This window comes from Pseudomonas sp. AC239 (assembly GCF_979258545.1).
This window is the reverse complement of the sequence record NZ_OZ409864.1, coordinates 3,890,101-3,911,335: the sequence shown is the minus strand read 5'-3', so window position 1 is coordinate 3,911,335 and position 21,235 is coordinate 3,890,101. Positions and strand designations below refer to the sequence as shown.

Sequence of the window (21,235 nt, the reverse complement as noted above, 5' to 3'; positions counted from 1 at the left end):
ACGGCAAAAAAAGCCGCCCTTCTTTATAGGAAGGGCGGCTTTTTTGTTTGAGCGGTCAGGCCAGTTCCAGCGTCGGCAGGCCAAATGCGCTTGGCCTGAAGTCTTTCAGCGAGCGGATAATGCCGTCAGCGTGAGCATATTTCTCATCGGCCATCGCCGCGTCGGGGATGGCGATTGCGGTCATGCCTGCCGCTTTCGCCGCGGTGACCCCAAACGGCGAATCCTCGAACACCAGACAATCCTTGGGCGCGACGCCCAGACGCCGAGCGGCGGTGAGGAAAATATCCGGCGCCGGTTTGGCCGCGCCGACTTCCGGATCGTCCGCTGTGACGATGAAATCGAACAACGCGAACCAGTCGCGGTGCAAAGTGGTTTTCTGCCCGAACGACTGGCGCGACGAACTGGTGCCGACCGCGATCGGAATGTTGTGCGCCTTGAGGTGACGCACCAGTGCTTCGGCCCCCGGCATCGCCTGGGCCTTGGGGAAACGCTCGCGCATCAGCGGCTCGCGAATCTCCAGGAATTCTTCCGGGCTGATCGGTAACTCCAGCGCCTGCACCACGTAATTGGCCAGGTCATTGGCCCCGCGACCAATGATGTTCTGCTTGACGCTCCAGTCGAAGGTTTTCCCGTAGCGCCCGGCAATCAGCGAGGTGACCTCGGTGTAAATGCCCTCAGTGTCGAGCAGCAAACCGTCCATATCGAAAATCACGGCCTTGATCGGGCCGAACGTCTTCAGCGGTGCATTCATCATCGGATCCGTTAACAAAGACATCCCGGGCGACAGGCAACGTGCCGCAGCGCGGATCTGATTAATGGGTTCAGCAGCATAGCGAGGCGGATGGACATTGAGCAACGGGCAACACCATCGACGCCCTTTCGCATTTAGCGAAACCTCCTACAGATACTGCCTACTTACCCGACTTCTTTCCTTTTTGATCCCCTGCAAAGTCCGCGCTCCCGTTTCTTCATATGCGCGAGCGACTGCGAATGTTTCAACCCGATCAGCTCCTGGCCCTGAACAACAGCATCGGACTGCTGGTGGTGGCCGCCCTGAATCCCCAGCAGCCAGATTTCGAAGCGCTGATCGATGAGTTCCGCCTGTGCCTGAACAACTACGACGCCTGGGCCGAAAAGTTCTGGACCGGGACCGCGCTGGACATCGAGCAGGTGTTCAAGGTTGGCAATGACGTACAGCTGAGCGCGCCGATCACCTCGCGCGCACCTGTCAGCTCATCGGTGGTCATGTGTCCGACCAGCGGGCCGCTGACCCTGGTGCATGTGTTTGAAGCCGCGCGCTTCGTGCCGATCGGCGACACGCCGGTGAGCCTCGAACCGCTGCTCAGCGACGTCGACGGTGTGCTGACTTTCGGCGAACCACTGCGCTACACCATCGGCCCGAGCGGGATTCTGGAGGTGACCGATTGCGTGCGGAGCCAGCGCTACCGCATCACCTTCTTTCCCGATGTTTCTACCGACCATGTCCGCGCCCTGTATGCCTCATATGAAGGCGTGATTGCCGGGCTTGAAGGTTGGCTGCGCGGCGAATGGACGGGCTTTCAGCCGCAGTGGACGGAGTTTTCCAGCGCCGGTTTTCTAGATCGTTACGGGCACTTGCAGCGGGCCGATTGGCGTGGCCTGGAAAAAGCCCTGAATGGCGTCTGGGATGACATTCAACAGCTGTTTGCCCTCCTTGCCGATCTGCAGGAGCACAGCGCAAAGCTTCTGGAATATCTCAGCGAAGTCGAACTTGAGGCGCTGCTGGCGGCGTCCAGCGAGGCGATTGCCAACGCCTTGTTGATGCTCAGCGACGAGCCGTTGCTGTTCATTCATCTGGCCGCGTTCACCAGTTGGCTGAAGATGCTGCCGCCGCAATACCTCGCCGAGGTGGTGGCCGAAGTTCGCACCGGGTTGCTCATCAGTTTTCTGTTGATGCGCGTGGCAGGCGGTGCCGGCGTATCGCTGCGTTTGAGCAGCAAGGTCCTGGCGAAGATCAAGTCGCCACGGGCGCGGGAGTGGCTTGCCGCCTCAGCCCTGCGTCTGGCTGAGCTCACTTCGACGCCGGAGCTCAAGCAGCACGCGAGCACGCTGAAGCCGCTGATGTTTCATGCGCGCGAGGTGGAGCTGAAGCCGACACCGTCGATTCCGCTGAACATTCGCCAGGCCGACACAGTGGTGTTGAGCGTGCCGAATCCGGCGCCACTCGCGCGGGAAAAATCCCAAGGTATGGCCCGTCTTGAGCGCCACGAGCCCCACGACGACGCTCCCGACCAAGCGAAAAACCCCAACGGCGACGCCGCCGACTGCGTGCCCAACACCTGTACCAACGGCTGCCCGGTGTCGATGGTCACCGGCGAAGAACTGCTGACCCTGACCGACGCCGTGCTCGACGGCGTGCTTCCGTTCGAGTTCACCCGTTTGTACCGCAGCAGCGCGGTCGAGATCGACATCGGCCTGGGTTTTGGCTGGAGCCATACGCTCGCGCATCGTCTGGCCTTCGATGGCGATGGCGTGACCTGGATCGACCACGAGAACCGCCGCACCCGCTTTCCCCTGCCCAATGTCGCGCGTCCGGCGATTCACAACAGCCTGTCGCGGGCGGCGATCTTTCTCGGCGATGAGCCGGAAGAACTGATTCTGGCGTTGGCCGGCGACAGCGCGCGGTTCTATCACTTTCGCGCCGGCCGGCTGACCGCAATCAGCGATGTCTACGGCAATCGTCTGACCCTGCAACGCGATCGCTCCGACCGCATCCAGCGTCTGGACAACGGCGCCGGCCGCGCGCTGCTATTGCGTTATGACCGTGCGCAGCTGGTAGCGATCGATTATCAGGTGTTCGCTCAGGGCGAGTGGACCACCGAACAAAACCTCGCCACCTACAGCTTCGATGCCCGCCAACGCCTGCTGGTCGCGACCAACGCGGTCGGCGACAGCGAGCGCTACGACTATGACGACCACCACGTCATCCTCCAGCGCCAGCTGACCGGCGGCGCGAGCTTTTTCTGGGAATGGCAGCGCGAGGGCAAAGCGGCCCGCTGCGTGAGGCACTGGGCGTCGTTCTCGCAGATGAACACCCGTTACGTCTGGAACGATGACGACGCCAGCGTGACTGTGCATTACGTCGACGGCACCGAAGAGGTCTACGTCCACGACGAACGTGCGCGGTTGGTGCGGCAGGTCGCGGCGGATGGCGGCGAGCAGCTCAAGGCCTATGACCAGCAGGGCCGGTTGATCGCCGAGCAGGATGCATTGGGTGCGATCACTGAATACCGCTACGACGAACTCGGACGGCTGATCGCGCTGATTCCGCCGGACGATGCGCCAACGTCCTACGAGTACCGCAACGGGTTTCTCTACAAGCGTTGCCGAGGCGACGCGGTGTGGATCTACCGGCGCAATGCCGAAGGCGCCGTCACCGAAGCGGTCGATCCCGACGGCCAGGTCACGCATTACTACTACAACCTGCGCGGCCAGTTGCTGTCGCTGCGCTACCCGGACAGCAGCCGCCACCGCTGGGTGTGGAACGAGCTCGGTCAGCTCATCGAAGAAACCCTGCCCGATGGCGGCGTGCGGCGCTTTTCCTACGATGCGCTGGGCCGGCGGATCACCACCCAGGACGAATTTGGTGTTGTCAGTCGTCAGCAGTGGGACGCCGGCGGCCGACTGATCCTGACGACTTCTCCTACGGGCAGCACGCGCGCCTACAGCTACGGCGCCTACGGGCAGATCACCGCCGAACGCGACGAACTTGGGCGCATCACCCGTTACGAATATGACGACGACCTGCACCTGGTCTCGCGACGGATCAACCCCGACGGCACTCGCGTGCAGTATCGCTATGACCATGCGCGGCTGTTGCTGACCGAGATTGAAAACGAATCGGGCGAAAAATACCGACTGGATTACACGCCGACCGGATTGATCCGACAGGAAACCGGGTTTGATGGGCGGCGCACGGCCTACGCCTACGATCTCAACGGGCACCTGCTGGAGAAGACCGAGTTTGGTGATTTCGGTCCCAGTCTGGTCACCCGCTACGAGCGAGACAGGGCCGGCCGTTTACTCGTCAAAACCCTGCCCGATGGGAGCAAAGTTCGCTACGACTACGATCGCCTCGGTCCGTTGATCGCTGTCGATGACGGCCAGAACCATCCGCTGGCCTTCGAGTACGACCGTCAGGACCGCTTGATCACCGAGCATCAGGGCTGGGGCACCTTGCGTTATGCCTACGACGCTTGCGGTCAGCTCAAGCGTCTGCGCCTGCCGGACAACAGCAAGCTCGACTATCACTACGCCAAGGGCGGTGCGCTGAGCGCCATCGACCTCAACGGCACGCCGCTCACACGCCATGTCTATCAATCCGGTCGCGAGCAGCAGCGTCAGCAAGGTCTGCTGCTCAGCGAATATGCCTACGACGACCAGGGCCGCTTGCTCGCCCACGCCGTAGGCCATCGCCATTCCTCGCTGTACCGCCGCGATTATGCCTACAGCGCCAACGGCAATCTCGAGCACATCGCCGACAGCCGCCACGGCCAGCGCACTTACGGCTACGACGCCCTCGACCGGTTGATCCGCGTACGTCACTCACGCGACGAACTGCCCGAATCCTTCGCCCACGACCCGGCCGGCAACCTGCTGATGCAGGACCGCCCCGGTCCTGCGCAGATCAAGGGCAATCGCCTGCTGATGCAGGGCGACCGTCATTACGACTACGACGCCTTCGGCAACCTGATCCGCGAACGTCGTGGCCACGGCCAGACCCTGGTCACCGAATACCGCTACGACTGCCAGCACCGCCTGATCGGCCTGACCCGCCCCGACGGCCAGACCGCCACGTATCAATACGACGCCTTCGGCCGGCGCATCCGCAAAACCGTCGACGACGCCGTCACCGAATTCTTCTGGCAAGGCGACCAGCTCGTCGCCGAAAGCAGCGCCACGCAATACCGCAGCTTCCTCTACGAACCCGGCACCTTCCGCCCACTCGCGATGCTGGATGGCAAAGGCCCGAAAAAGGCCTGCCCGTTCTACTACCAACTCGACCACCTCGGCACCCCGCAGGAACTCACCGACTACAGCGGCGAAATCGTCTGGTCCGCGCAATACGACGCCTACGGCAAAGTCGCCGCCGTCACCCTCGCCGGCGAAGACTATCTGGATCAACCGCTGCGTTTTCAGGGGCAGTATTTCGATGTTGAAAGTGGGCTGCACTACAACCGGCATCGGTATTACGACCCGAGACTTGGGCGGTATCTGACGCCGGATCCGGTGAAGCTCGCGGGTGGGTTGAATCAGTACCAGTACGTGCCAAATCCGACGGGGTGGGTGGATCCGTTGGGGTTGACGTCCAACTGCCCGCCGCCGAATAAACCTGGGTGTGAGGTGCCGGGGGCGAGTGATGGGGTTAAGGTTGATGAGGGGGAGCCGGATCTACCGGGATTGATCCACGGTGTGGACGCAAGATCTTTGAAGCGAACGCACGCAATCTCGGGGAAAAAATCAACTAAATCGGTTGAAGCAACGGCGAGCAACATGCGCAGCGGCGGATATAATATTCGCTTCCCCATCCATGTGGCTGAGCATGAAGGTACGCTATATATTTTAGATGGGCATCATCGTGCAGCGGCTGCGAGACAAACAGCAACGCCAATAATCATGAAACTGATCACAAATATAAAAGAACATAAAAGTAATTTTGAAACGATAGAAGACGTAATTGAGTCTGCCGAAAATGTTGGGTTTGATCGACTGGAGCCTCAGCGAAGACGATGAATGACTATAACGATACAACGCTCGAAGATCTCATCAAAGACTTTCTTAGTAAAGTGCAAAAAGGAACAACGCTATTACAAGAAAAATTTGGCACTCGAAACATCCTAAGACTTTGGAGGAGCGGCCAAATAGAACGTTGCGGAGAAGTCAATGGTGGCGTCGAGTATGAATTACACGGCATAGGCTGTGCTATTCATTTTCCCAATGAATCAGTGGATTTCGATTACGGCTCGAATAACAGGATCGATGGTTTTGATGAGTGGCGCCTTTACATGTACGCCACGGACAGGCCTTTAAAATATAAAAAATACACTGACATGAAATTTCTTGAGAGTGAGTTCCAGACCTATATAGATGCGGGCAGAATCGAAAAAATGTCGCCCTCCGATGACCTCTATGTATTTATCGACTCAACCGAAAATGACTGAACAAAGATACGTGGGGGCCTGATAGCTCAGGCCCTTTAAATCAGTATTCAAAATCTCATTCATCACGAACATTCTCACTTCTCATCCCCATCCTCCTCATACTCCATATCCGCCTCATCCGCATCGTTCAACGGCACCGTCGCATCATCCATCAGCGAGCCCGGATCTTCGTTCCCCGGGTCATTGATAAACGGCAATCCACTCGGGCCCTTCTCTTCTTTGCCTTCGGTTTCAGGAGTCATGGTGCACCTCTTGAGCGTGTGGGATGTATGACGTTCGAAAAGCCCTGCCGCCAATCGTTCCTCTGCCTGACGGCCAGACACGAAAAACCCGGCGCCAGGCCGGGTTTCCGTTGATCAATCAGCGATGTTTATTTTTGTGTTTGTTCTTGTGCTTGTGGCCGCCGGAATGAGATCCGCCATCGTCGTCGCCAAGATTGTTACCTACCGCGCCGCCTGCTGCGCCGCCCAGGCCCGCGCCGATGGCGGAGCCGGTGGAGCCGCCGAGGCTGTTGCCGACAACCGAGCCGCCTGCTGCGCCCAGACCGCCGCCAATCGCGGCTTCGGTGCGGTTGCGTTTGTTCGCGCCGACGGCACTGCCCGCCGCGCCGCCGACACCTGCGCCGACCGCCGCGCCCGTGCTGCCGCCAAGTTGTCCGCCAACCACATTACCCAGCGCACCGCCGAGACCACCGCCTACGGCAGCGGTGCCATCTCCGGCCGCCATCGCGCCCTGCGCCACGACCAGGCCAAAAAACAGTGCAGATAATGACAATCGCATATAAACCTCGCAGTTCCCGAATCGGGACAGTCCGCCCAAGCGGGGCGTATGCAGATTGGAGATGATTTCGCACGAAACGTTCAGCCATGAAAAAGCCCGACATTGAGTCGGGCTTCGTCTGACAGGCAATCAGTCTCAGTGGCGCTTGTGACCTTTGCCCAGGTTGCTGCCAACTGCGCCGCCGGCCGCACCGCCCAGACCCGCGCCGATGGTGGCGCCGTTGCGGCCGCCCAGGCTGTTGCCGATCACCGAGCCACCGGCTGCACCGACACCGCCGCCGATCACTGCCTTGGTGCGGCTGCCCTTGCGTGCGGCGACGGCGCTGCCCGCTGCGCCCGCGACGCCGGCGCCAATGGCGGCGCCGGTGCTGCCGCCCATTTTCTGGCCGACCACGTTACCCAGCGCGCCACCCAGGCCACCGCCCAGCGCCGCGGTGCCATCACCGGCAGCCATCGCACCTTGAGTAACCAGAAGGCCAAGAACCAGAGCAGGCAGTGTTAAACGCATGACGAAACCTCAAATAAACGGGATGACGAGAAGGAGCGGGATTTAATGTGTTCGGCGCAGGAAAGTCCAGACGCAGACGGCAGCGTCGATTGGACCGCGCACAGGGAAAAGGTTTTATACCGGACAAAAAAAAGCCCGCTGGGGAGACGGGCTGGAGACTTGCTTTCTAACGGATGGCTTCACCCTACGTTGACCAACGTGAAAAGTTTGTGAAAAAAAACCGACATTAATGTCAACGCCCGCCAGGCATTTCCGATCCGCACTCCCGCGCACGTAAAAAACCCCGTTCAGTGACGGGGTACGGGATGAAATCACTTTCTGGCCCTTGCCGTGACCCTGGGCAGGAATTTCGCTTTCGGCCCTTTCGGGGCCGTGGATTTGATTTTTCCGGTGCTGACCGGATCCTCGCCAAACCCCGACTGATACTCCGACTGACCGCAGCGCACACAGTTGTTGAAGGAAAACTCAGCGCCATCGTCTTCGATATATGGACCTGTCATAGCCTCTCCCCTGCGGAACCGGGCCGATACTGGCAAAACTGTTTTGCCTGAAAAATATCGACCTCCGAGGATTTTGAGACTAGCCGGTCATTCCGGGACTAGCCGTACACGAAGCCTGGTCTCCGACGAGCGGAGGATCCGCTCCAATTGGACAATTGGAGCCCTATCGCCCAAGACCGTTGGCCTTGGAGACGATTTCCTCTACGCAGGCCGAGACTGACATTTGACTTGCATCGAAAACCAAGGCGGGAGATTCAGGCACTTCGTAAGGTGCGCTGATCCCCGTAAACTCCGGGATCAGACCAGCGCGGGCCTTGCGATAAAGTCCCTTCGGATCCAGCCGCTCACATACATCGAGTGGCGTGTTCAGATAGACCTCAAGAAAACGCTCGTCGCCAATGATGGATCGGGCTTTTTCACGGCTCACTCTGGTCGGAGAGATACATGCCACCATCACGGTGATGCCCGCGTCATTCATCAAACGCGCTACTTCAGCGATACGGCGAATATTTTCGGAGCGATCCTCAGCACTGAAACCCAAGTCGCTGCAAAGTCCGTGACGAACATTATCGCCATCCAGCACGAAGGCAGGCTTGCCACTTTCAATCAGCTTTTTTTCAATCGCGAACGACAGCGTCGATTTGCCTGAACCGCTCAATCCGGTAAACCAAATGGTAAAAGGCTTCTGCGCCACGGCACGCTCCCGATCACTGGGAGCAACTTGCGTAGGGTGCAGAACGACATTCTCAGGCACGCTGTTTTTTTCGCTTGTCATACGTTTCCTCATCTCGCATAGAGTCTGAGTTCAAACACGTTAGTCTTGAGCGGCAACTCGCCGTTCAAAAGCCGTAGATCGGGCCAGACATCATGATTGACCGTTATTCGATAAACCGGCTGATAGTCGATCCGATCCAGCGAATACCCAATGAGCCCTCGAGAAAAGGCAGCCTGGCTGCGTCTACGGTAAGACGCCATTCGTCATTCAGATAAAATTCCAGCCCTGCTTCACTCGCTACCACGCGAACGTCACCGCTATGAGGAAGTCCCGTCACCTGCACATCGGGCTCGGGATTCCAGTGCGCGCCATCATTTGTCCAAAGTACCAGTCCGGCCTCGACATCATTGATAGGCTGTATCAGCAGTGCGTTCATATCCGTGTCACCGCCACTGCCCTGATAAGTCACCACCGCAACGTGAGAATCGGTAGATGGCGTGTCCAACGAATAACTGAACGCCAGGCTGCGTTGTGCTTGCGAAACGTCTTCAATCTTCTTGATCAGACACAGGTTACCAAGGATGGCCTCTTTGCCGCCGTCTTCGAGTGTCTTCGGCACGCCGTAGACGAGTTCGACGCCCGCCCACTCCTGCTGAATGTTTTTCGAACGCTGGCAAGCAGCCAGACGCTCTTCAGACTTACGGTTGAACAGACTTCGCTCGAACAACTCCGATACAAACGGAAAAGTATGGCCGTGGTGAGCATAGTCTTTTACGTTCAACAAGCGGACTTCGTTGACGGCGCCGTAAGGACCAAGGCAGATGTAGTCCAGTGCTTTATAGGTGCCCCGTTCCAGAACCCACAAACCGCTCATGGAGCTGCGGCGCAAATCACGTCCGGTCATCTGGCTTTCTCCCACCAGCATGATGTCGGACGAAACGGCCAGGCCTCGCGTATAGATTGGACTCCCCGACTCCCAGAGAACTTCGTTGCTTTCCAGATCGATCAGCGCACCGATATTGCTGTGGCAGGCAATTTTCTGCCCTTCGTCCGATACCCACACATTGTGCAGGCCCGTACGTCGCTCAATGGGCTTGACACTGACCAGCTCCAACGCCGGATAAGTCAGTACTGCCATTAACGAACCGTTATGGTGGCCGTGAGCGATGACATAAAGATGACCATCTTTTTCGAATACGGAATTGAGATGATCGCCGGTGATTTCTTCCAGTGAAAGACGATCCCAGCGAACGTTGCTCAGCCGCTTTTCCTGAAAATGCCCGGGCTTTTCCAGGTCGACCACAGTGATTGCGTTACGTCCGGTGTTGGTACACACCACGCGACCGTCAGATGCGCAGAGCAGCTGGTGTGGTTCCGAGAGAAAGGTTTCGGAATGGAAACTACCGTGCGAAAGAAATCCCACTTCTGAGGTCGCGTAGGTCTGGATATCCTTCAGCTTTACGTTATCCAGCCCAGAGTGGCTGAGCACAAAATCCTTGCCCCCCGGAAACCATGAAACGCCGTAGTATTCAGTGCGTTCGTTCTCGAGCGGGATAACTTTTCTGGAATGCACCTCGACGAGGAGCAAATATCCTGTCGTCGCAACGACTGCAAATAGCGGTTCCACTACTCTCTACCTCAATAATGTAATCTCGACCCTTGTTGATGCAGCGAGTGACGCAGAGCCATGAATGCGGCCATTCTAACTGGTCAGTACAATAGTTCAACGCCAACAAAACCGGATTTCGACCCCTGCGCGCAGCCGATCAATGAGCAGCGAATGATGGCCGAGCAATTTTCGTACACGCAGAAAGCAAAAAACCCGACCTCTTTCGAAGTCGGGTTTTTTGATATTCAATGTGGCGGTGAAGGAGAGATTCGAACTCTCGATACAGTTTCCTGTATACACACTTTCCAGGCGTGCTCCTTAAGCCACTCGGACACTTCACCGTATCTCTGCAGACATGTTCTGTCTGTCGAGGCGCGCTAATGTAGTCGAAAGCTTTTGCGATGGCAAACTTTTTTTCAGAATTTTCATGCGCTTAAGAGAGCACGCTTCATTCTGCCAAAGCGGGCGATGGCAAACCCGCCAATCTCGGGTAAGCCGCACGCTTCCTTTATAGCAGGCAACACGCGCGCGACGCTGGCCGAAGCGCAAAACGGTGACCGGCAGGTCAGTCACGGCGCTTTACCTGGCCTGCGACGGTGGGTAACGTCTGCCCATCTTTCTAATAAGGAATAGCGTCATGAGCGAGTTGATTGCCTACCACCTCGAAGACGGTATCGCGACCCTGACCCTGAACAATGGCAAGGTCAACGCGATTTCTCCGGATGTGATTGCGGCGTTTAACGCGGCGCTGGATCAGGCGGTGGCGGATCGCGCCGTGGTGATCATTACCGGGCAGCCGGGGATTCTGTCGGGTGGTTATGATCTGAAGGTGATGACCGCCGGCCCGAAAGAGGCCGTTGCGCTGGTGACGGCCGGTTCGACATTGGCGCGCCGCCTGCTCTCTCACCCGTTCCCAGTGATCGTTGCTTGCCCGGGACACGCCGTGGCCAAGGGCGCTTTCCTGCTGTTGTCTGCCGATTACCGCATTGGCGTCGACGGCCCGTTCAGTATTGGTCTTAACGAAGTGCAGATCGGCATGACCATGCACCATGCTGGTATCGAGTTGGCGCGCGATCGCTTGCGGCGTTCGGCTTTCCATCGCTCGGTGATCAACGGCGAGATGTTCGACCCGCAAAGCGCAGTTGACGCAGGTTTCCTCGACAAGGTCGTCACTGCCGAAGAATTGCAAGGCGCCGCGCTGGCTGCCGCGCGTCAGTTGAAGAAGATCAACATGCTGGCGCACAAGAACACCAAACTCAAAGTGCGCAAGCAGCTGCTGGAAACCCTCGATGACGCCATTGTCCAGGATCAGCAGCATTTAGGCTGATTCGTCCGAGATCTGCGCGCTAGCGAAAAGCCCGATCCGCGTGTCGGGCTTTTTCTTACATGCCGCGTTGAATATTCACTGGAAGCTCTAGGACGCGCCTGACAGGCAATACTGAAACATGCGCTTAAACATCGGCCATCTCCGGACTCTATAGCGGCAATTGCCGAAAACAGTGCACATCCGTACACTGCGCCACCTTTTGTCCCGGTGGGCCTGTAAAAATGCTGTTCGTGCTTCGTATGTTGTTGATGGGCCCGCACTTTATTTTGGCCGGCGTGCTGGGTGTGATCCTTGGATTGTGCCGCCCGTTCCACCCGGACAACAGTCGACTCTGCGCCCGCCTCTACGCTTTGCCGGCGATGTGTATCTTGCGTTTGCGGGTCAAGTCGGAGGTCAACGGCTTGATGAACAAGCCCGACAGTTGCGTGATCATCGCCAACCACCAGTCCAACTACGATTTGTTCGTGTTCGGCAATGTCGTCCCTCGTCGCACCGTGTGTATCGGCAAGAAGAGCCTGAAGTGGGTGCCGTTGTTCGGCCAGTTGTTCTGGCTGGCCGGCAATGTGTTGATCGACCGTGGCAATGCGCACAAGGCGCGGCAGTCGATGCTGACGACCACCCACACCTTGCAGAACGAAGACACCTCGATCTGGGTGTTTCCGGAAGGCACCCGCAACCTCGGTGAAGATTTGTTGCCGTTCAAGAAAGGCGCGTTCCAGATGGCGATTGCCGCCGGCGTGCCAATCGTTCCGGTGTGCGTGAGCAGCTATATAAAGCACATGCGCCTGAATCGCTGGCGCAGTGGCAACGTTCTCATACGTTCCTTGCCGGCGATTCCTACAGTCGGATTGACCATGGACGACATGCCCATGCTCATTGAGCGATGCCGCGAGCAGATGCGCGAGTGCATCGAATCGATGGATCGGCAACTGCAAGCCGCGTGAAACAAGACCCGCCCTGTGCGGGTTTTCTTTTGCCGGGTGAACTGTAGAAGTTTCACTGACTCTCAAGCAGCGACACGGCTAAGCTGAAGCCTTGTTCCCCTGCCATCTGCCAAGAAGAAGTGAATCACCACCATGGGTCGAGTTGTTGCTGCTGCGGTGTACAGCGAGGGTAAGAAAGTCACCAATATTTCGCTGGACGAAGGTGCTGCGTGGGCGGCCAAGCCCGGCCACTTCGTCTGGATCGGTCTGGAAGAACCGGACGCACAGGAATTGTCCAACCTGCAACGCCAGTTCAACCTGCATGAACTGGCCATCGAAGATGCGCTGGAAAAACACAGCCGACCGAAACTGGAAACCTTTGGTGACGCTCTGTTTATCGTCACCTACTCACCGGTCCGCGAAAACGGCGTTTTGCAATTCATCGAAACGCATATCTTCGCTGGCAGGGGTTACATCATCACTGCTCGCAACGGCCATTCCGCGTCGTATGCCTATGTGCGCCAACGCTGTGAAGCGCGCCCGCTGTTGCTTGAGCACGGGGAGGATTTCGTCCTGTATGCGCTGCTCGATTTCGTCATCGAGAATTATCAGCCGGTGGGCGAAGCGATCCACGCCGAGATTGATGAGCTGGAGCGCAACGTGCTGTGCAGTGCCCTAAACGAGCGAGACATCCAGAAGCTGCACGGTTTGCGCCGTGATGTGGTGCGCTTGCGTCGCTACGCGGCACCGATGGTGGAAATCGGCGAAGAGCTGCAAAAGCTCAGCTTCCCGTTCATCGACAAGAACATGCGCCCGTACTTTCGCGATGTGCAGATCCACGTGACGCGGCAGATGGAAGACCTGACCACGCTGGCGGACATTGCCAGCCAGACCATCGAGATTGGCGTGTTGCTCGAGGCATCACGGCAGAGCGTGGTGCAGCGCAAGTTTGCAGCGTGGGCGGCAATTCTCGCGTTCCCGACAGCGGTGGCGGGGATCTACGGGATGAATTTCCAGAACATGCCCGAGTTGACCTGGCACTACGGTTATTTTGCAGTGCTGGGGTTTATTGCGGTGGGGTGTGTGAGTTTGTGGGCGAGTTTCAAGAAGTCGGGCTGGTTGTAGAAAGCAAATGATCGCAGCCTTCGACAGCGCCTACAGAATGTCAGTGTAGGAGCTGCCGAAGGCTGCGATCTTTTGATCTTGCAACTGTCAGGCAGCTTCTGGCTTGTGCGCCACGAAGCGCATCATCCACTCCGCAACCGTAGCGCCGTGGTGCTCCTGCTCAAGGCTTGCCACACCCTTGCTGTAGATCTGCGAGCCCAGCGCTTCCTGGCGCAGATCAAGCAATGCGCGCGAGTAATCGTGAATGAATTCCGGGTGGCCCTGAAAGCACAGCACTTGGTCGTTGATGTGATATGCCGCGAACGGGCAGAAATCACTGGAGGCGATCACTGTCGCATTCTCTGGTAGTTCGGTTACCTGATCCTGGTGGCTGATCAGCAGTGTCAGCTCTTCGCGCACCGGGCTCATCCACGGTGCTTTGGCCGCCAGCTTGTAGTTGTGGGTGCCGACGCCCCAACCCTGGGATGCGCGCTCGCTCTTGCCGCCAAGCAGCAGCGCCAGCAATTGATGGCCGAAGCACACGCCGAGCAATTTGTCGCCGCGTTCGTAGCGATTCAAAAGATAGGTTTTGAGGGTCTGGATCCACGGATCCGTGCCGAACGAATCAGCCTTGCTACCGGTGACCAGATACGCATCGAAGGTTTGGTCGTCGCTTGGGTATTCGCCATTCACCACGTTATATACAGTGAACTCAGCGGCGATCGGTTGCTGCGAGAACAGGCGCTGGAACATCTGCCCATAGCCCTGATATTGGTCAATCAGTTCGGGCCGCAGGATGTCGGTTTCGAGAATGCAGATGCGCAGCGACATAAAAAATACCTGACACGTGATGGGAATAATGAACACCCCAGAGCCTGCCTTGAAACACGTGGCCAAGGCAAGCCCCGAAATGCTCGCTGGCCCTAGAACATTTCACCTTTCGCCGCTTTGTCCAGCAACAGCGCTGGCGGGGTAAAGCGCTCGCCGTATTGCTCGGCCAGATACTGCGCGCGGGCGATGAAATCCTTCAGACCATACTGGTTGATGAACTGCAGCGCACCGCCGGTCCACGCGGCGAAACCGATGCCGAAGATCGAGCCGACGTTGGCATCCGCCGTCGAGGTCAGCACACCCTCCTCCACACAGCGCACGGTTTCGATGGCCTGCACAAACAACAGCCGATCACGCACATCCTTCGCAGAGATCTGTCCGTCGGCCTTCTCGAAGCGCGTTTTCAGCTCCGGCCATAAATGCTTCTGGGCACCGGCTGGATACTCATAAAAACCGCCTCCGGCAGCTTTACCCGGTCGCTTGAATTCATTGAGCATCAAGTCAATCACGGCAAAGGCCGGGTGCTCAATCAGCGGTTTCCCTTCAGCCTGTAGGTCCTTGGCCGTCTGTTGACGGATATGGCTCATCAGGCTGAGGGAAACTTCGTCGGAGATTGCCAGAGGCCCGACCGGCATCCCGGCCTTGCGCGCTTCGGTCTCGATCATCGGCGCACTGACGCCCTCGCCGAGCATGGCAATGCCTTCGTTGGTGAACGTGCCGAACACCCGCGAGGTAAAGAAGCCGCGACTGTCGTTGACCACGATCGGAGTTTTCTTGATTTGCAGGACGAAATCGAAACCGCGTGCCAGGGTTTCGTCGCTGGTCTGCGCACCCTTGATGATTTCCACCAGCGGCATTTTTTCTACCGGACTGAAGAAATGCAGGCCGATGAATTTGCTTTGATCGGGCACCGCTGTCGCCAGACCGGTGATCGGCAGCGTCGAGGTATTGGACGCAATCACCGCTTCGCCGCCCACGACCTGTTGCGCGGCGGCGGACACCCTGGCTTTGAGTTGGCGATCCTCGAACACCGCTTCGATGATCAGATCGCAACCGGCCAGATCGGCATCGCTTTCGCTCGCAACGATTCGCGCCAGCACCGCTTCGCGCTGTTCGGCAGTCATTTGGCCACGGGCAACTTTCTTGTCCAGCAGCGCTGCGGAATGCGCTTTGCCCTTCTCGGCAGCGGCAAGGTTGATGTCCTTGAGAACGACGTCGATACCGGCCGAGGCGCTGACAAACGCGATGCCTGCGCCCATCATTCCGGCGCCGAGCACACCGACTTTGCGGGTTTTATAGGGCGCAAAACCTTGCGGTCTGGAACCGCCGGCGTTGATCTCGTTCAGCTGGAACCACAACGTACCAATCAGGTTTTTTGAAATCTGCCCGGTCGTCAATTCTGTGAAATAGCGGGTTTCAATCAGGTGCGCCGTGTCGAAATCGACCTGAGCACCCTCCACCGCCGCGCACAGAATCTTCTCCGGCGCCGGCAGGGTGCCCTGGGTTTTCGCACGCAGGATCGATGGCGCAATCGCCAGCATCTGCGCCACTTTCGGGTTGGATGGCGTGCCGCCAGGAATCTGGTACCCCTTGACGTCCCAGCGTTGCACTGCCGCCGGATTGGCCATAATCCAAGCGCGCGCCTTGGCCAACAATTCGTCTGGATCCGCTGCCAACTCATCGATCAGCCCGGCCTGCAACGCCTGTTGCGGGCGCACCTTCTTGCCTTCAAGCAAGTACGGCAGGGCTTTTTCGATGCCGAGCATGCGCACCATGCGCACCACCCCGCCGCCGCCCGGCAAAAGGCCCAGGGTCACTTCCGGAAGACCGAGTTGCACCGAGGCGTCATTAACAGCAATGCGGTGGTGACAGGCCAGACAGATTTCCCAGCCGCCGCCCAGCGCAGCGCCGTTGATCGCCGCGACCACCGGTTTACCGAGGGTTTCCAGGCTGCGCAATTGCGCCTTGAGGGTCAGCACCATGTCGTAGAAGGCTTTGGCTTCGGGTTTGCCGACCTTGATCAGCTCGTTGAGATCGCCGCCGGCGAAAAAGGTCTTCTTCGCCGAAGTGATGATCACTCCGGCAATGCTGTCTTTCTCGGCCAGCAAGCGGGCGACGCAAGCGGCCATGGCCTCGCGGTACACGGCGTTCATGGTGTTGGCGCTCTGGCCCGGCATGTCCATGGTCAGCACGACGATACCGTCCTGGCCTTTTTCGTAACGAATGGCTTCGCTCATAACAGGATTCCTTGAAGTCGGGGCTCAGAGGCGTTCGATGATGGTGGCGATGCCCATGCCGCCGCCGACACACAGCGTCGCCAGGCCGTAGCGCAGATGCCGCGCCTCCAGTTCATCAAGCAGGGTGCCGAGTATCGCGCAACCGGTGGCGCCCAGCGGGTGACCCATGGCGATCGAGCCGCCGTTGACGTTGACCTTGTCCGGGTCAACCGCCATGTCCTTGATGAACTTCAATACCACCGAGGCGAACGCTTCGTTGACCTCGAACAAATCGATGTCCTCAACACGCAGTCCGGCCTTGGCCAGCGCTTTGCGGGTCGCCGGTGCCGGGCCGGTGAGCATGATGGTCGGGTCGGTACTGGTGACGGCCGTGGCGACGATGCGCGCCCGTGGCTGCAGGCCCAGCGCGCGCCCCTTGGCTTCGGAGCCGATGAGCATCAGCGCAGCACCGTCGACAATGCCTGAACTGTTGCCCGGCGTGTGCACATGGTTGATACGCTCGACGTGGCTGTAAACCCGCAACGCCGTGGCGTCGAAGCCCATCTGGCCGATCATTTCGAAGCTCGGTTTAAGTTTGCCCAAGCCTTCGAGAGTCGATTCGGCGCGGATGAACTCATCGTGATCAAGCAGGATGATGCCGTTCTGATCCTGCACCGGCACCAGCGACTTGTTGAACGAGCCGTCGGCCCGCGCTCGTGCGGCTTTTTGCTGCGAGTGCAGCGCGTAGTCATCGACATCCTGGCGACTGAAGCCTTCGAGGGTGGCGATCAGGTCGGCGCCGACGCCTTGCGGGGTGAAGTGGCTGTGCAGGTTAGTCTGCGGGTCCAGCGCCCAGGCGCCGCCATCGCTACCCATCGGCACCCTCGACATCGATTCGACGCCGCCAACCACCACCAGATCCTCGAAGCCTGAGCGCACTTTCATAGCGCCAAGATTCACGGCTTCCAGACCCGAAGCGCAGAAACGGTTGATCTGTACGCCGGCGACGCTGACATCCCAATCGGCTACTTGCACCGCCGTCTTGGCGATGTCGGAACCTTGATCGCCGATCGGCGTGACGCAGCCGAGGACGACATCATCGACCTGACTGGTATCCAGCGCCGTGCGCACCTGTAAAGCACTCAGCAAACCCGCCACCAGGTTGACCGGCTTCACGCTGTGGAGCGCGCCATCGGCCTTGCCTTTGCCACGCGGGGTGCGCAACGCATCGAAAATCAATGCTTCAGTCATGACGTCCTCGAACCTGATTTATTGTCACTTCACTTTCGCCCTGCGCCGACTGGCAAGCAATGACCACATTGCTCAAAGCGCTTGACGCACACGCTCAGACGGACGGTCATCCGGCATGAGGTGAACCGGTTCAGGTCGTCGAGTTGTCTAGCCAGCGGGCGGCAAAGAAGCTGGCAATACGCCTCATGCTTTTTTTAAAGCTTTTCTCAAGCTCTCCATATGAAATGGATCTAAGCCAAGACTGACGTGGGCCCTAAGGTGAACATGTACGCCATCGTCGTCGGGTTTTGCCGAGACGGGCGTTCTTCAACAGGAAGTGCAACGCGTGCCGTCATGGATATGCAGTCAGGCATGCATCAGGAAATAACAATAAAGGCGGTCAAGCCATGTTCAAACAACCGAAAGTACGTCAAGCGGGACTCATTCTTTTTGCCACGACGCTGTTGTTGATCTTGCCGAATCTGACCAAGGTCATCGGCTGATTCAAACGTCGCGTGCTGTACATCGCCACCTAAAATGTGACTGGCCCGCTACCCGGGCCAGCGTGGTTGTGCCAACCTTTGCGCACTTCAACGACATGGACGGCGATCATTTGAAAACGCTCATTGCGCTCGGTGCCTTGCTGCTGAGCTTGCCCTTGTCCGCCGCACAACTGGATCTGCAGTTGGGCGCAAACAGCCGCACCTGGCAGACCGAAGAGCTGCTCAAGCATCCTCAGCTGCAAATTCTCACGATCAACAATGATGTTTCCTACAAGAAGGACATGACCTATCAAGCCGTGCCGCTGGCCGCATTGCTGACGGGGGTCAAGCGGGAGGATCACTTGCAGGCGGTGGCGCTGGATGGCTTTGCCGCAGAGTTGGCCGCCGCGCCCTTGCTGAACAAGGACGGCGCACGCGCATGGCTCGCAATCGAGGACCCGGCGCGGCCGTGGCCGCCGCTGTCTGCCGGCAAGCACAGCGCCGGGCCGTTCTATCTGGTCTGGACCGATCCGCAGGCCGGCAATATCAGCCCCGAACAGTGGCCGTTCGAGGTCGCCAGCATCAAGTTGCTGGCGCCGGTGGCCCAACGCTTCCCTGCCCTGCTGCCCGATCCTGCCTTGAAGGCCGATGATCCGGTGAACAAGGGTTTTGCCCTGTTTCAGAAAAACTGCCTGGCCTGTCATCGATTGAATGGTGCTGGCGATGCGCAGTTCGGGCCGGATCTGAATATTCCGTATAGCCCGACCGAGTATTTTGGGGCGGATTTCTTGAAGCGTTACATCCGCGATCCGCAGAGTTTGCGCCAATGGCCGCAGGCGAAGATGCCCGGGTTTTCGGCGCAGGTGTTGCCGGATGGAGACCTTGAAATGCTTGTGGGCTATCTCAAGCACATGGCCGGCCGCAAAGTTAAGCCGTAAGCCTTAGGGTGTTATTACTGGCCTCTTCGCTGGCAAGCCAGCTCCCACAGGGTGTGCGCAGAGTTCGAATCAGCGGTCATCCTGTGGGAGCTGGCTTGCCAGCGATAGCGGTATCCCGAATCTATTGTTGCTGCACGGAAATAACCGGCGTCGGCGAGACGAACACCTTCGCATGCATCTGCTCGCAGCCGCCGCCCCGGCGCATGCCGCGTACCGGGCAGGCATCGAGATAATCCAGACCCACCGCCAGCTTCAGGTGGCGCTCCGGGCGCGCCAGTTGGTTGGTCACGTCGAAGCTGTACCACGCGTCGTCCAGCCACGCTTCTGCCCAGGCATGACTGGCCAGATGCTCGCAATCTTCGCTGTACAGATAACCCGACACGTAACGCGACGGCACGCCAAGGCTGCGCGCGCAGGCAAGAAAAGCATGCGTATGGTCCTGACAGACGCCGGAGCGCCCGGCGAAAGCTTCGGCGGCGCTGGTGTCTACCTCGGTCGAGCCGGGCGTGTAGGTCATGTGCTGATTCAGACCGTGCATCAAGTCGATCAGCGCGGTGCGATCACGCCGTTGCTTGCAGTTCTTCGCGGCAAACTCGCGCAAGGCCTCATCGGCTTCGGTCAGGCGCGTGAAGCGCAGGAACGGCAGCGCCGACTGGCTCTCATGTTCGGCCTCGCGCAATTCGTCGATATCGACCTGCCCCCGGGCGCCAATGATGATCGCTTCGTGGGGCTCGTCCATGGTCAGCACATGCAGGATGTTGCCGAACGGATCGAGCTGCGCACGCACAGGACGCGGTAGGTCGAGTTGCCAACTGAGCACATGCTGGCGCTCGCTGTCGTGGGGCGTCAGGCGCAGGTACTGGATGCTCGCGCGCACCTGATCTTCATAGTGATAGGTGGTCTCGTGGCTTATGGAAAGTCTCATGCAGCCTCCAGGTAGGAACTGTGAATGGCGTTGCCCAACTGGCGCACCAGCGGGATGAATTCGGTCAGCCAGGCGTGCAGGCCTTCTTCGAGGATTTCGTTGATGCCGGTGTAGCGCAGGCGCGCGTCCATTTCCGCCGCCAGGCGTTGTGCCGGTCGGCCGTTGGCGCCGGGCAGTTGCGCGAGGATCTGGTCGATCTCTTCGGTACAGGCACGCAGCGAACGCGGCACATCGGCGCGCAACAGCAGCAGTTCGGCGACATGCCGGGCGCCGGGCGCGTCGCGATAGATTTCGGTGTAGGCCTCGAACGATGACAAGGCGCGCAACAGCGCACTCCACTGGTAATAGGCGTGCGCGGTGCCATCGCTCACCGCTTCGGCCTGATCACCAGCCATCTCGTAACGGGCATCGAGCAGGCGCAGCGTGTTGTCCGCGCGCTCGATAAAGGTGCCCAGACGAATAAAACGAAACGCGTCGTTGCGCATGATCGTGCCGTAGGACGCGCCACGGAACAGGTGCGAGCGCTCCTTGATCCATTCGCAGAAACGGCTCATGCCGTAGCGGCTCAGACCCTGTTCGGCGATGCCGCGAATTTCCAGCCAGGTGGCGTTGATGTTTTCCCACATGTCGGCGGTGATCCGCCCGCGCACGGCATGGGCACTGGCTCGCGCCGAGCCGAGGCAGCTGTAAATGCTCGCCGGGTTGGCCGCGTCCAGCGCAAAGAAATGCAGCAGACGCTCGGCGTGCAGATCACCGTGGCGTTCAAGGTAATCATCAAGGGTGCCGGTAATGAGCAACGGCATGGCGAGTTCGTGCAGCCCGTCGCCGCGCCCGTCCTGCGGCATCAGCGACAGCGAATAACTGATGTCGAGCATGCGCGCGAGATTCTCCGCACGCTCCAGGTAACGCGACATCCAGTACAGATCCGAGGCAGTTCTACTTAACATG

Annotated in this window: 18 protein-coding genes and 1 tRNA gene; 6 read left to right on the top strand and 13 right to left on the bottom strand. The window is 58.8% G+C overall.

Going from position 1 to position 21,235, the window contains the following annotated elements; genetic code table 11:
* Positions 1-55 precede the first annotated feature (55 nt).
* Positions 56-751 carry an HAD-IA family hydrolase gene (locus ACZ0AZ_RS17865; RefSeq protein ID WP_039762976.1) on the bottom strand — a complete coding sequence of 232 codons (696 nt, stop codon included), beginning with the start codon at positions 749-751 and terminating at the stop codon, positions 56-58.
* A 239-nt stretch (positions 752-990) separates the two neighbouring features.
* On the opposite strand from ACZ0AZ_RS17865, the gene ACZ0AZ_RS17860 reads away from it, so the two are divergent.
* Positions 991-5,772: an RHS repeat-associated core domain-containing protein gene (locus ACZ0AZ_RS17860; protein WP_463537817.1), complete on the top strand. Its 4,782-nt coding sequence runs from the start codon at positions 991-993 to the stop codon at positions 5,770-5,772.
* The gene (locus tag ACZ0AZ_RS17855) at positions 5,769-6,200 is read left to right on the top strand and encodes a DUF6896 domain-containing protein (RefSeq protein WP_463537816.1); all 432 of its coding nucleotides are present in this window, start codon (positions 5,769-5,771) and stop codon (positions 6,198-6,200) included. The genes ACZ0AZ_RS17860 and ACZ0AZ_RS17855 overlap by 4 nt, the downstream gene beginning before the upstream one ends.
* 74 nt (positions 6,201-6,274) lie before the next feature.
* Here ACZ0AZ_RS17855 and ACZ0AZ_RS17850 read toward each other — a convergent pair whose 3' ends face one another.
* The 7 genes from ACZ0AZ_RS17850 to ACZ0AZ_RS17820 all read right to left on the bottom strand — a co-directional run bounded on the left by ACZ0AZ_RS17850 (position 6,275) and on the right by ACZ0AZ_RS17820 (position 10,652).
* A complete protein-coding gene (locus ACZ0AZ_RS17850) occupies positions 6,275-6,442 on the bottom strand; it encodes a hypothetical protein (RefSeq protein ID WP_165368416.1) in 168 nt (55 codons plus the stop codon).
* 118 nt (positions 6,443-6,560) lie between these two features.
* The gene (locus ACZ0AZ_RS17845) at positions 6,561-6,980 is read right to left on the bottom strand and encodes a YMGG-like glycine zipper-containing protein (RefSeq protein WP_024012287.1); all 420 of its coding nucleotides are present in this window, start codon (positions 6,978-6,980) and stop codon (positions 6,561-6,563) included.
* A 135-nt stretch (positions 6,981-7,115) separates the two neighbouring features.
* On the bottom strand, positions 7,116-7,487 hold the full coding sequence (locus ACZ0AZ_RS17840; RefSeq protein ID WP_463537815.1) for a bacteriocin: 372 nt from the start codon (positions 7,485-7,487) through the stop codon (positions 7,116-7,118).
* 311 nt (positions 7,488-7,798) lie between these two features.
* Positions 7,799-7,987, bottom strand: coding sequence for a hypothetical protein (locus ACZ0AZ_RS17835; RefSeq protein ID WP_463537814.1), 189 nt, complete (start codon positions 7,985-7,987; stop codon positions 7,799-7,801).
* 163 nt (positions 7,988-8,150) lie between these two features.
* Positions 8,151-8,762 (bottom strand): adenylyl-sulfate kinase, encoded by a 612-nt coding sequence (gene cysC / locus ACZ0AZ_RS17830; protein ID WP_463537813.1) that lies wholly within the window; start codon positions 8,760-8,762, stop codon positions 8,151-8,153.
* Between the two features lie 103 nt (positions 8,763-8,865).
* Entirely contained in the window at positions 8,866-10,329 is a 1,464-nt protein-coding gene (locus ACZ0AZ_RS17825; protein WP_129999218.1) for a hypothetical protein, read from the bottom strand.
* Between the two features lie 233 nt (positions 10,330-10,562).
* Positions 10,563-10,652 (bottom strand) — tRNA-Ser (locus tag ACZ0AZ_RS17820).
* Positions 10,653-10,948: 296 nt separating this feature from the next.
* Between ACZ0AZ_RS17820 and ACZ0AZ_RS17815 the strand changes: the two genes are divergently transcribed.
* The 3 genes from ACZ0AZ_RS17815 to ACZ0AZ_RS17805 all read left to right on the top strand — a co-directional run bounded on the left by ACZ0AZ_RS17815 (position 10,949) and on the right by ACZ0AZ_RS17805 (position 13,686).
* A complete protein-coding gene (locus ACZ0AZ_RS17815) occupies positions 10,949-11,638 on the top strand; it encodes a crotonase/enoyl-CoA hydratase family protein (RefSeq protein ID WP_039763863.1) in 690 nt (229 codons plus the stop codon).
* A 221-nt stretch (positions 11,639-11,859) separates the two neighbouring features.
* Positions 11,860-12,582, top strand: coding sequence for a lysophospholipid acyltransferase family protein (locus ACZ0AZ_RS17810; RefSeq protein WP_463537812.1), 723 nt, complete (start codon positions 11,860-11,862; stop codon positions 12,580-12,582).
* A 132-nt stretch (positions 12,583-12,714) separates the two neighbouring features.
* Positions 12,715-13,686, top strand: a complete 972-nt coding sequence (locus ACZ0AZ_RS17805) for a magnesium and cobalt transport protein CorA (RefSeq protein WP_039763858.1) — start codon at positions 12,715-12,717, stop codon at positions 13,684-13,686.
* Positions 13,687-13,773: 87 nt separating this feature from the next.
* Here ACZ0AZ_RS17805 and ACZ0AZ_RS17800 read toward each other — a convergent pair whose 3' ends face one another.
* The 3 genes from ACZ0AZ_RS17800 to ACZ0AZ_RS17790 form a co-directional block, all read right to left on the bottom strand.
* Positions 13,774-14,496 (bottom strand): amidotransferase, encoded by a 723-nt coding sequence (locus ACZ0AZ_RS17800; protein WP_415763197.1) that lies wholly within the window; start codon positions 14,494-14,496, stop codon positions 13,774-13,776.
* Positions 14,497-14,588: 92 nt separating this feature from the next.
* Positions 14,589-16,733 carry a 3-hydroxyacyl-CoA dehydrogenase NAD-binding domain-containing protein gene (locus ACZ0AZ_RS17795; RefSeq protein WP_463570748.1) on the bottom strand — a complete coding sequence of 715 codons (2,145 nt, stop codon included), beginning with the start codon at positions 16,731-16,733 and terminating at the stop codon, positions 14,589-14,591.
* A 24-nt stretch (positions 16,734-16,757) separates the two neighbouring features.
* Complete coding sequence (locus ACZ0AZ_RS17790; RefSeq protein WP_463537811.1) at positions 16,758-17,963, bottom strand: acetyl-CoA C-acetyltransferase; 1,206 nt, start codon at positions 17,961-17,963, stop codon at positions 16,758-16,760.
* Between the two features lie 577 nt (positions 17,964-18,540).
* On the opposite strand from ACZ0AZ_RS17790, the gene ACZ0AZ_RS17785 reads away from it, so the two are divergent.
* Positions 18,541-19,362 (top strand): c-type cytochrome, encoded by an 822-nt coding sequence (locus ACZ0AZ_RS17785; RefSeq protein WP_463538787.1) that lies wholly within the window; start codon positions 18,541-18,543, stop codon positions 19,360-19,362.
* A gap of 121 nt (positions 19,363-19,483) precedes the next feature.
* On the opposite strand, the gene ACZ0AZ_RS17780 is transcribed toward ACZ0AZ_RS17785, so the two are convergent.
* Positions 19,484-20,287 carry a transglutaminase family protein gene (locus ACZ0AZ_RS17780; protein ID WP_463537810.1) on the bottom strand — a complete coding sequence of 268 codons (804 nt, stop codon included), beginning with the start codon at positions 20,285-20,287 and terminating at the stop codon, positions 19,484-19,486.
* Positions 20,284-21,234 carry an alpha-E domain-containing protein gene (locus tag ACZ0AZ_RS17775; RefSeq protein WP_039763849.1) on the bottom strand — a complete coding sequence of 317 codons (951 nt, stop codon included), beginning with the start codon at positions 21,232-21,234 and terminating at the stop codon, positions 20,284-20,286. The genes ACZ0AZ_RS17780 and ACZ0AZ_RS17775 overlap by 4 nt, the downstream gene beginning before the upstream one ends.
* Position 21,235 lies beyond the last annotated feature (1 nt).

What these genes read in the sequence shown, in the direction of transcription:
- ACZ0AZ_RS17865 (WP_039762976.1), bottom strand. Translation starts at nt 751, where the DNA reads ATGAATGCACCGCTGAAGACGTTCGGCCCGATCAAGGCCGTGATTTTC.
- ACZ0AZ_RS17860 (WP_463537817.1), top strand. Translation starts at nt 991, where the DNA reads ATGTTTCAACCCGATCAGCTCCTGGCCCTGAACAACAGCATCGGACTG.
- ACZ0AZ_RS17855 (WP_463537816.1), top strand. Translation starts at nt 5,769, where the DNA reads ATGAATGACTATAACGATACAACGCTCGAAGATCTCATCAAAGACTTT.
- ACZ0AZ_RS17850 (WP_165368416.1), bottom strand. Translation starts at nt 6,442, where the DNA reads ATGACTCCTGAAACCGAAGGCAAAGAAGAGAAGGGCCCGAGTGGATTG.
- ACZ0AZ_RS17845 (WP_024012287.1), bottom strand. Translation starts at nt 6,980, where the DNA reads ATGCGATTGTCATTATCTGCACTGTTTTTTGGCCTGGTCGTGGCGCAG.
- ACZ0AZ_RS17840 (WP_463537815.1), bottom strand. Translation starts at nt 7,487, where the DNA reads ATGCGTTTAACACTGCCTGCTCTGGTTCTTGGCCTTCTGGTTACTCAA.
- ACZ0AZ_RS17835 (WP_463537814.1), bottom strand. Translation starts at nt 7,987, where the DNA reads ATGACAGGTCCATATATCGAAGACGATGGCGCTGAGTTTTCCTTCAAC.
- cysC (WP_463537813.1), bottom strand. Translation starts at nt 8,762, where the DNA reads ATGACAAGCGAAAAAAACAGCGTGCCTGAGAATGTCGTTCTGCACCCT.
- ACZ0AZ_RS17815 (WP_039763863.1), top strand. Translation starts at nt 10,949, where the DNA reads ATGAGCGAGTTGATTGCCTACCACCTCGAAGACGGTATCGCGACCCTG.
- ACZ0AZ_RS17810 (WP_463537812.1), top strand. Translation starts at nt 11,860, where the DNA reads ATGCTGTTCGTGCTTCGTATGTTGTTGATGGGCCCGCACTTTATTTTG.
- ACZ0AZ_RS17805 (WP_039763858.1), top strand. Translation starts at nt 12,715, where the DNA reads ATGGGTCGAGTTGTTGCTGCTGCGGTGTACAGCGAGGGTAAGAAAGTC.
- ACZ0AZ_RS17800 (WP_415763197.1), bottom strand. Translation starts at nt 14,496, where the DNA reads ATGTCGCTGCGCATCTGCATTCTCGAAACCGACATCCTGCGGCCCGAA.
- ACZ0AZ_RS17795 (WP_463570748.1), bottom strand. Translation starts at nt 16,733, where the DNA reads ATGAGCGAAGCCATTCGTTACGAAAAAGGCCAGGACGGTATCGTCGTG.
- ACZ0AZ_RS17790 (WP_463537811.1), bottom strand. Translation starts at nt 17,963, where the DNA reads ATGACTGAAGCATTGATTTTCGATGCGTTGCGCACCCCGCGTGGCAAA.
- ACZ0AZ_RS17785 (WP_463538787.1), top strand. Translation starts at nt 18,541, where the DNA reads ATGGACGGCGATCATTTGAAAACGCTCATTGCGCTCGGTGCCTTGCTG.
- ACZ0AZ_RS17780 (WP_463537810.1), bottom strand. Translation starts at nt 20,287, where the DNA reads ATGAGACTTTCCATAAGCCACGAGACCACCTATCACTATGAAGATCAG.
- ACZ0AZ_RS17775 (WP_039763849.1), bottom strand. Translation starts at nt 21,234, where the DNA reads ATGTTAAGTAGAACTGCCTCGGATCTGTACTGGATGTCGCGTTACCTG.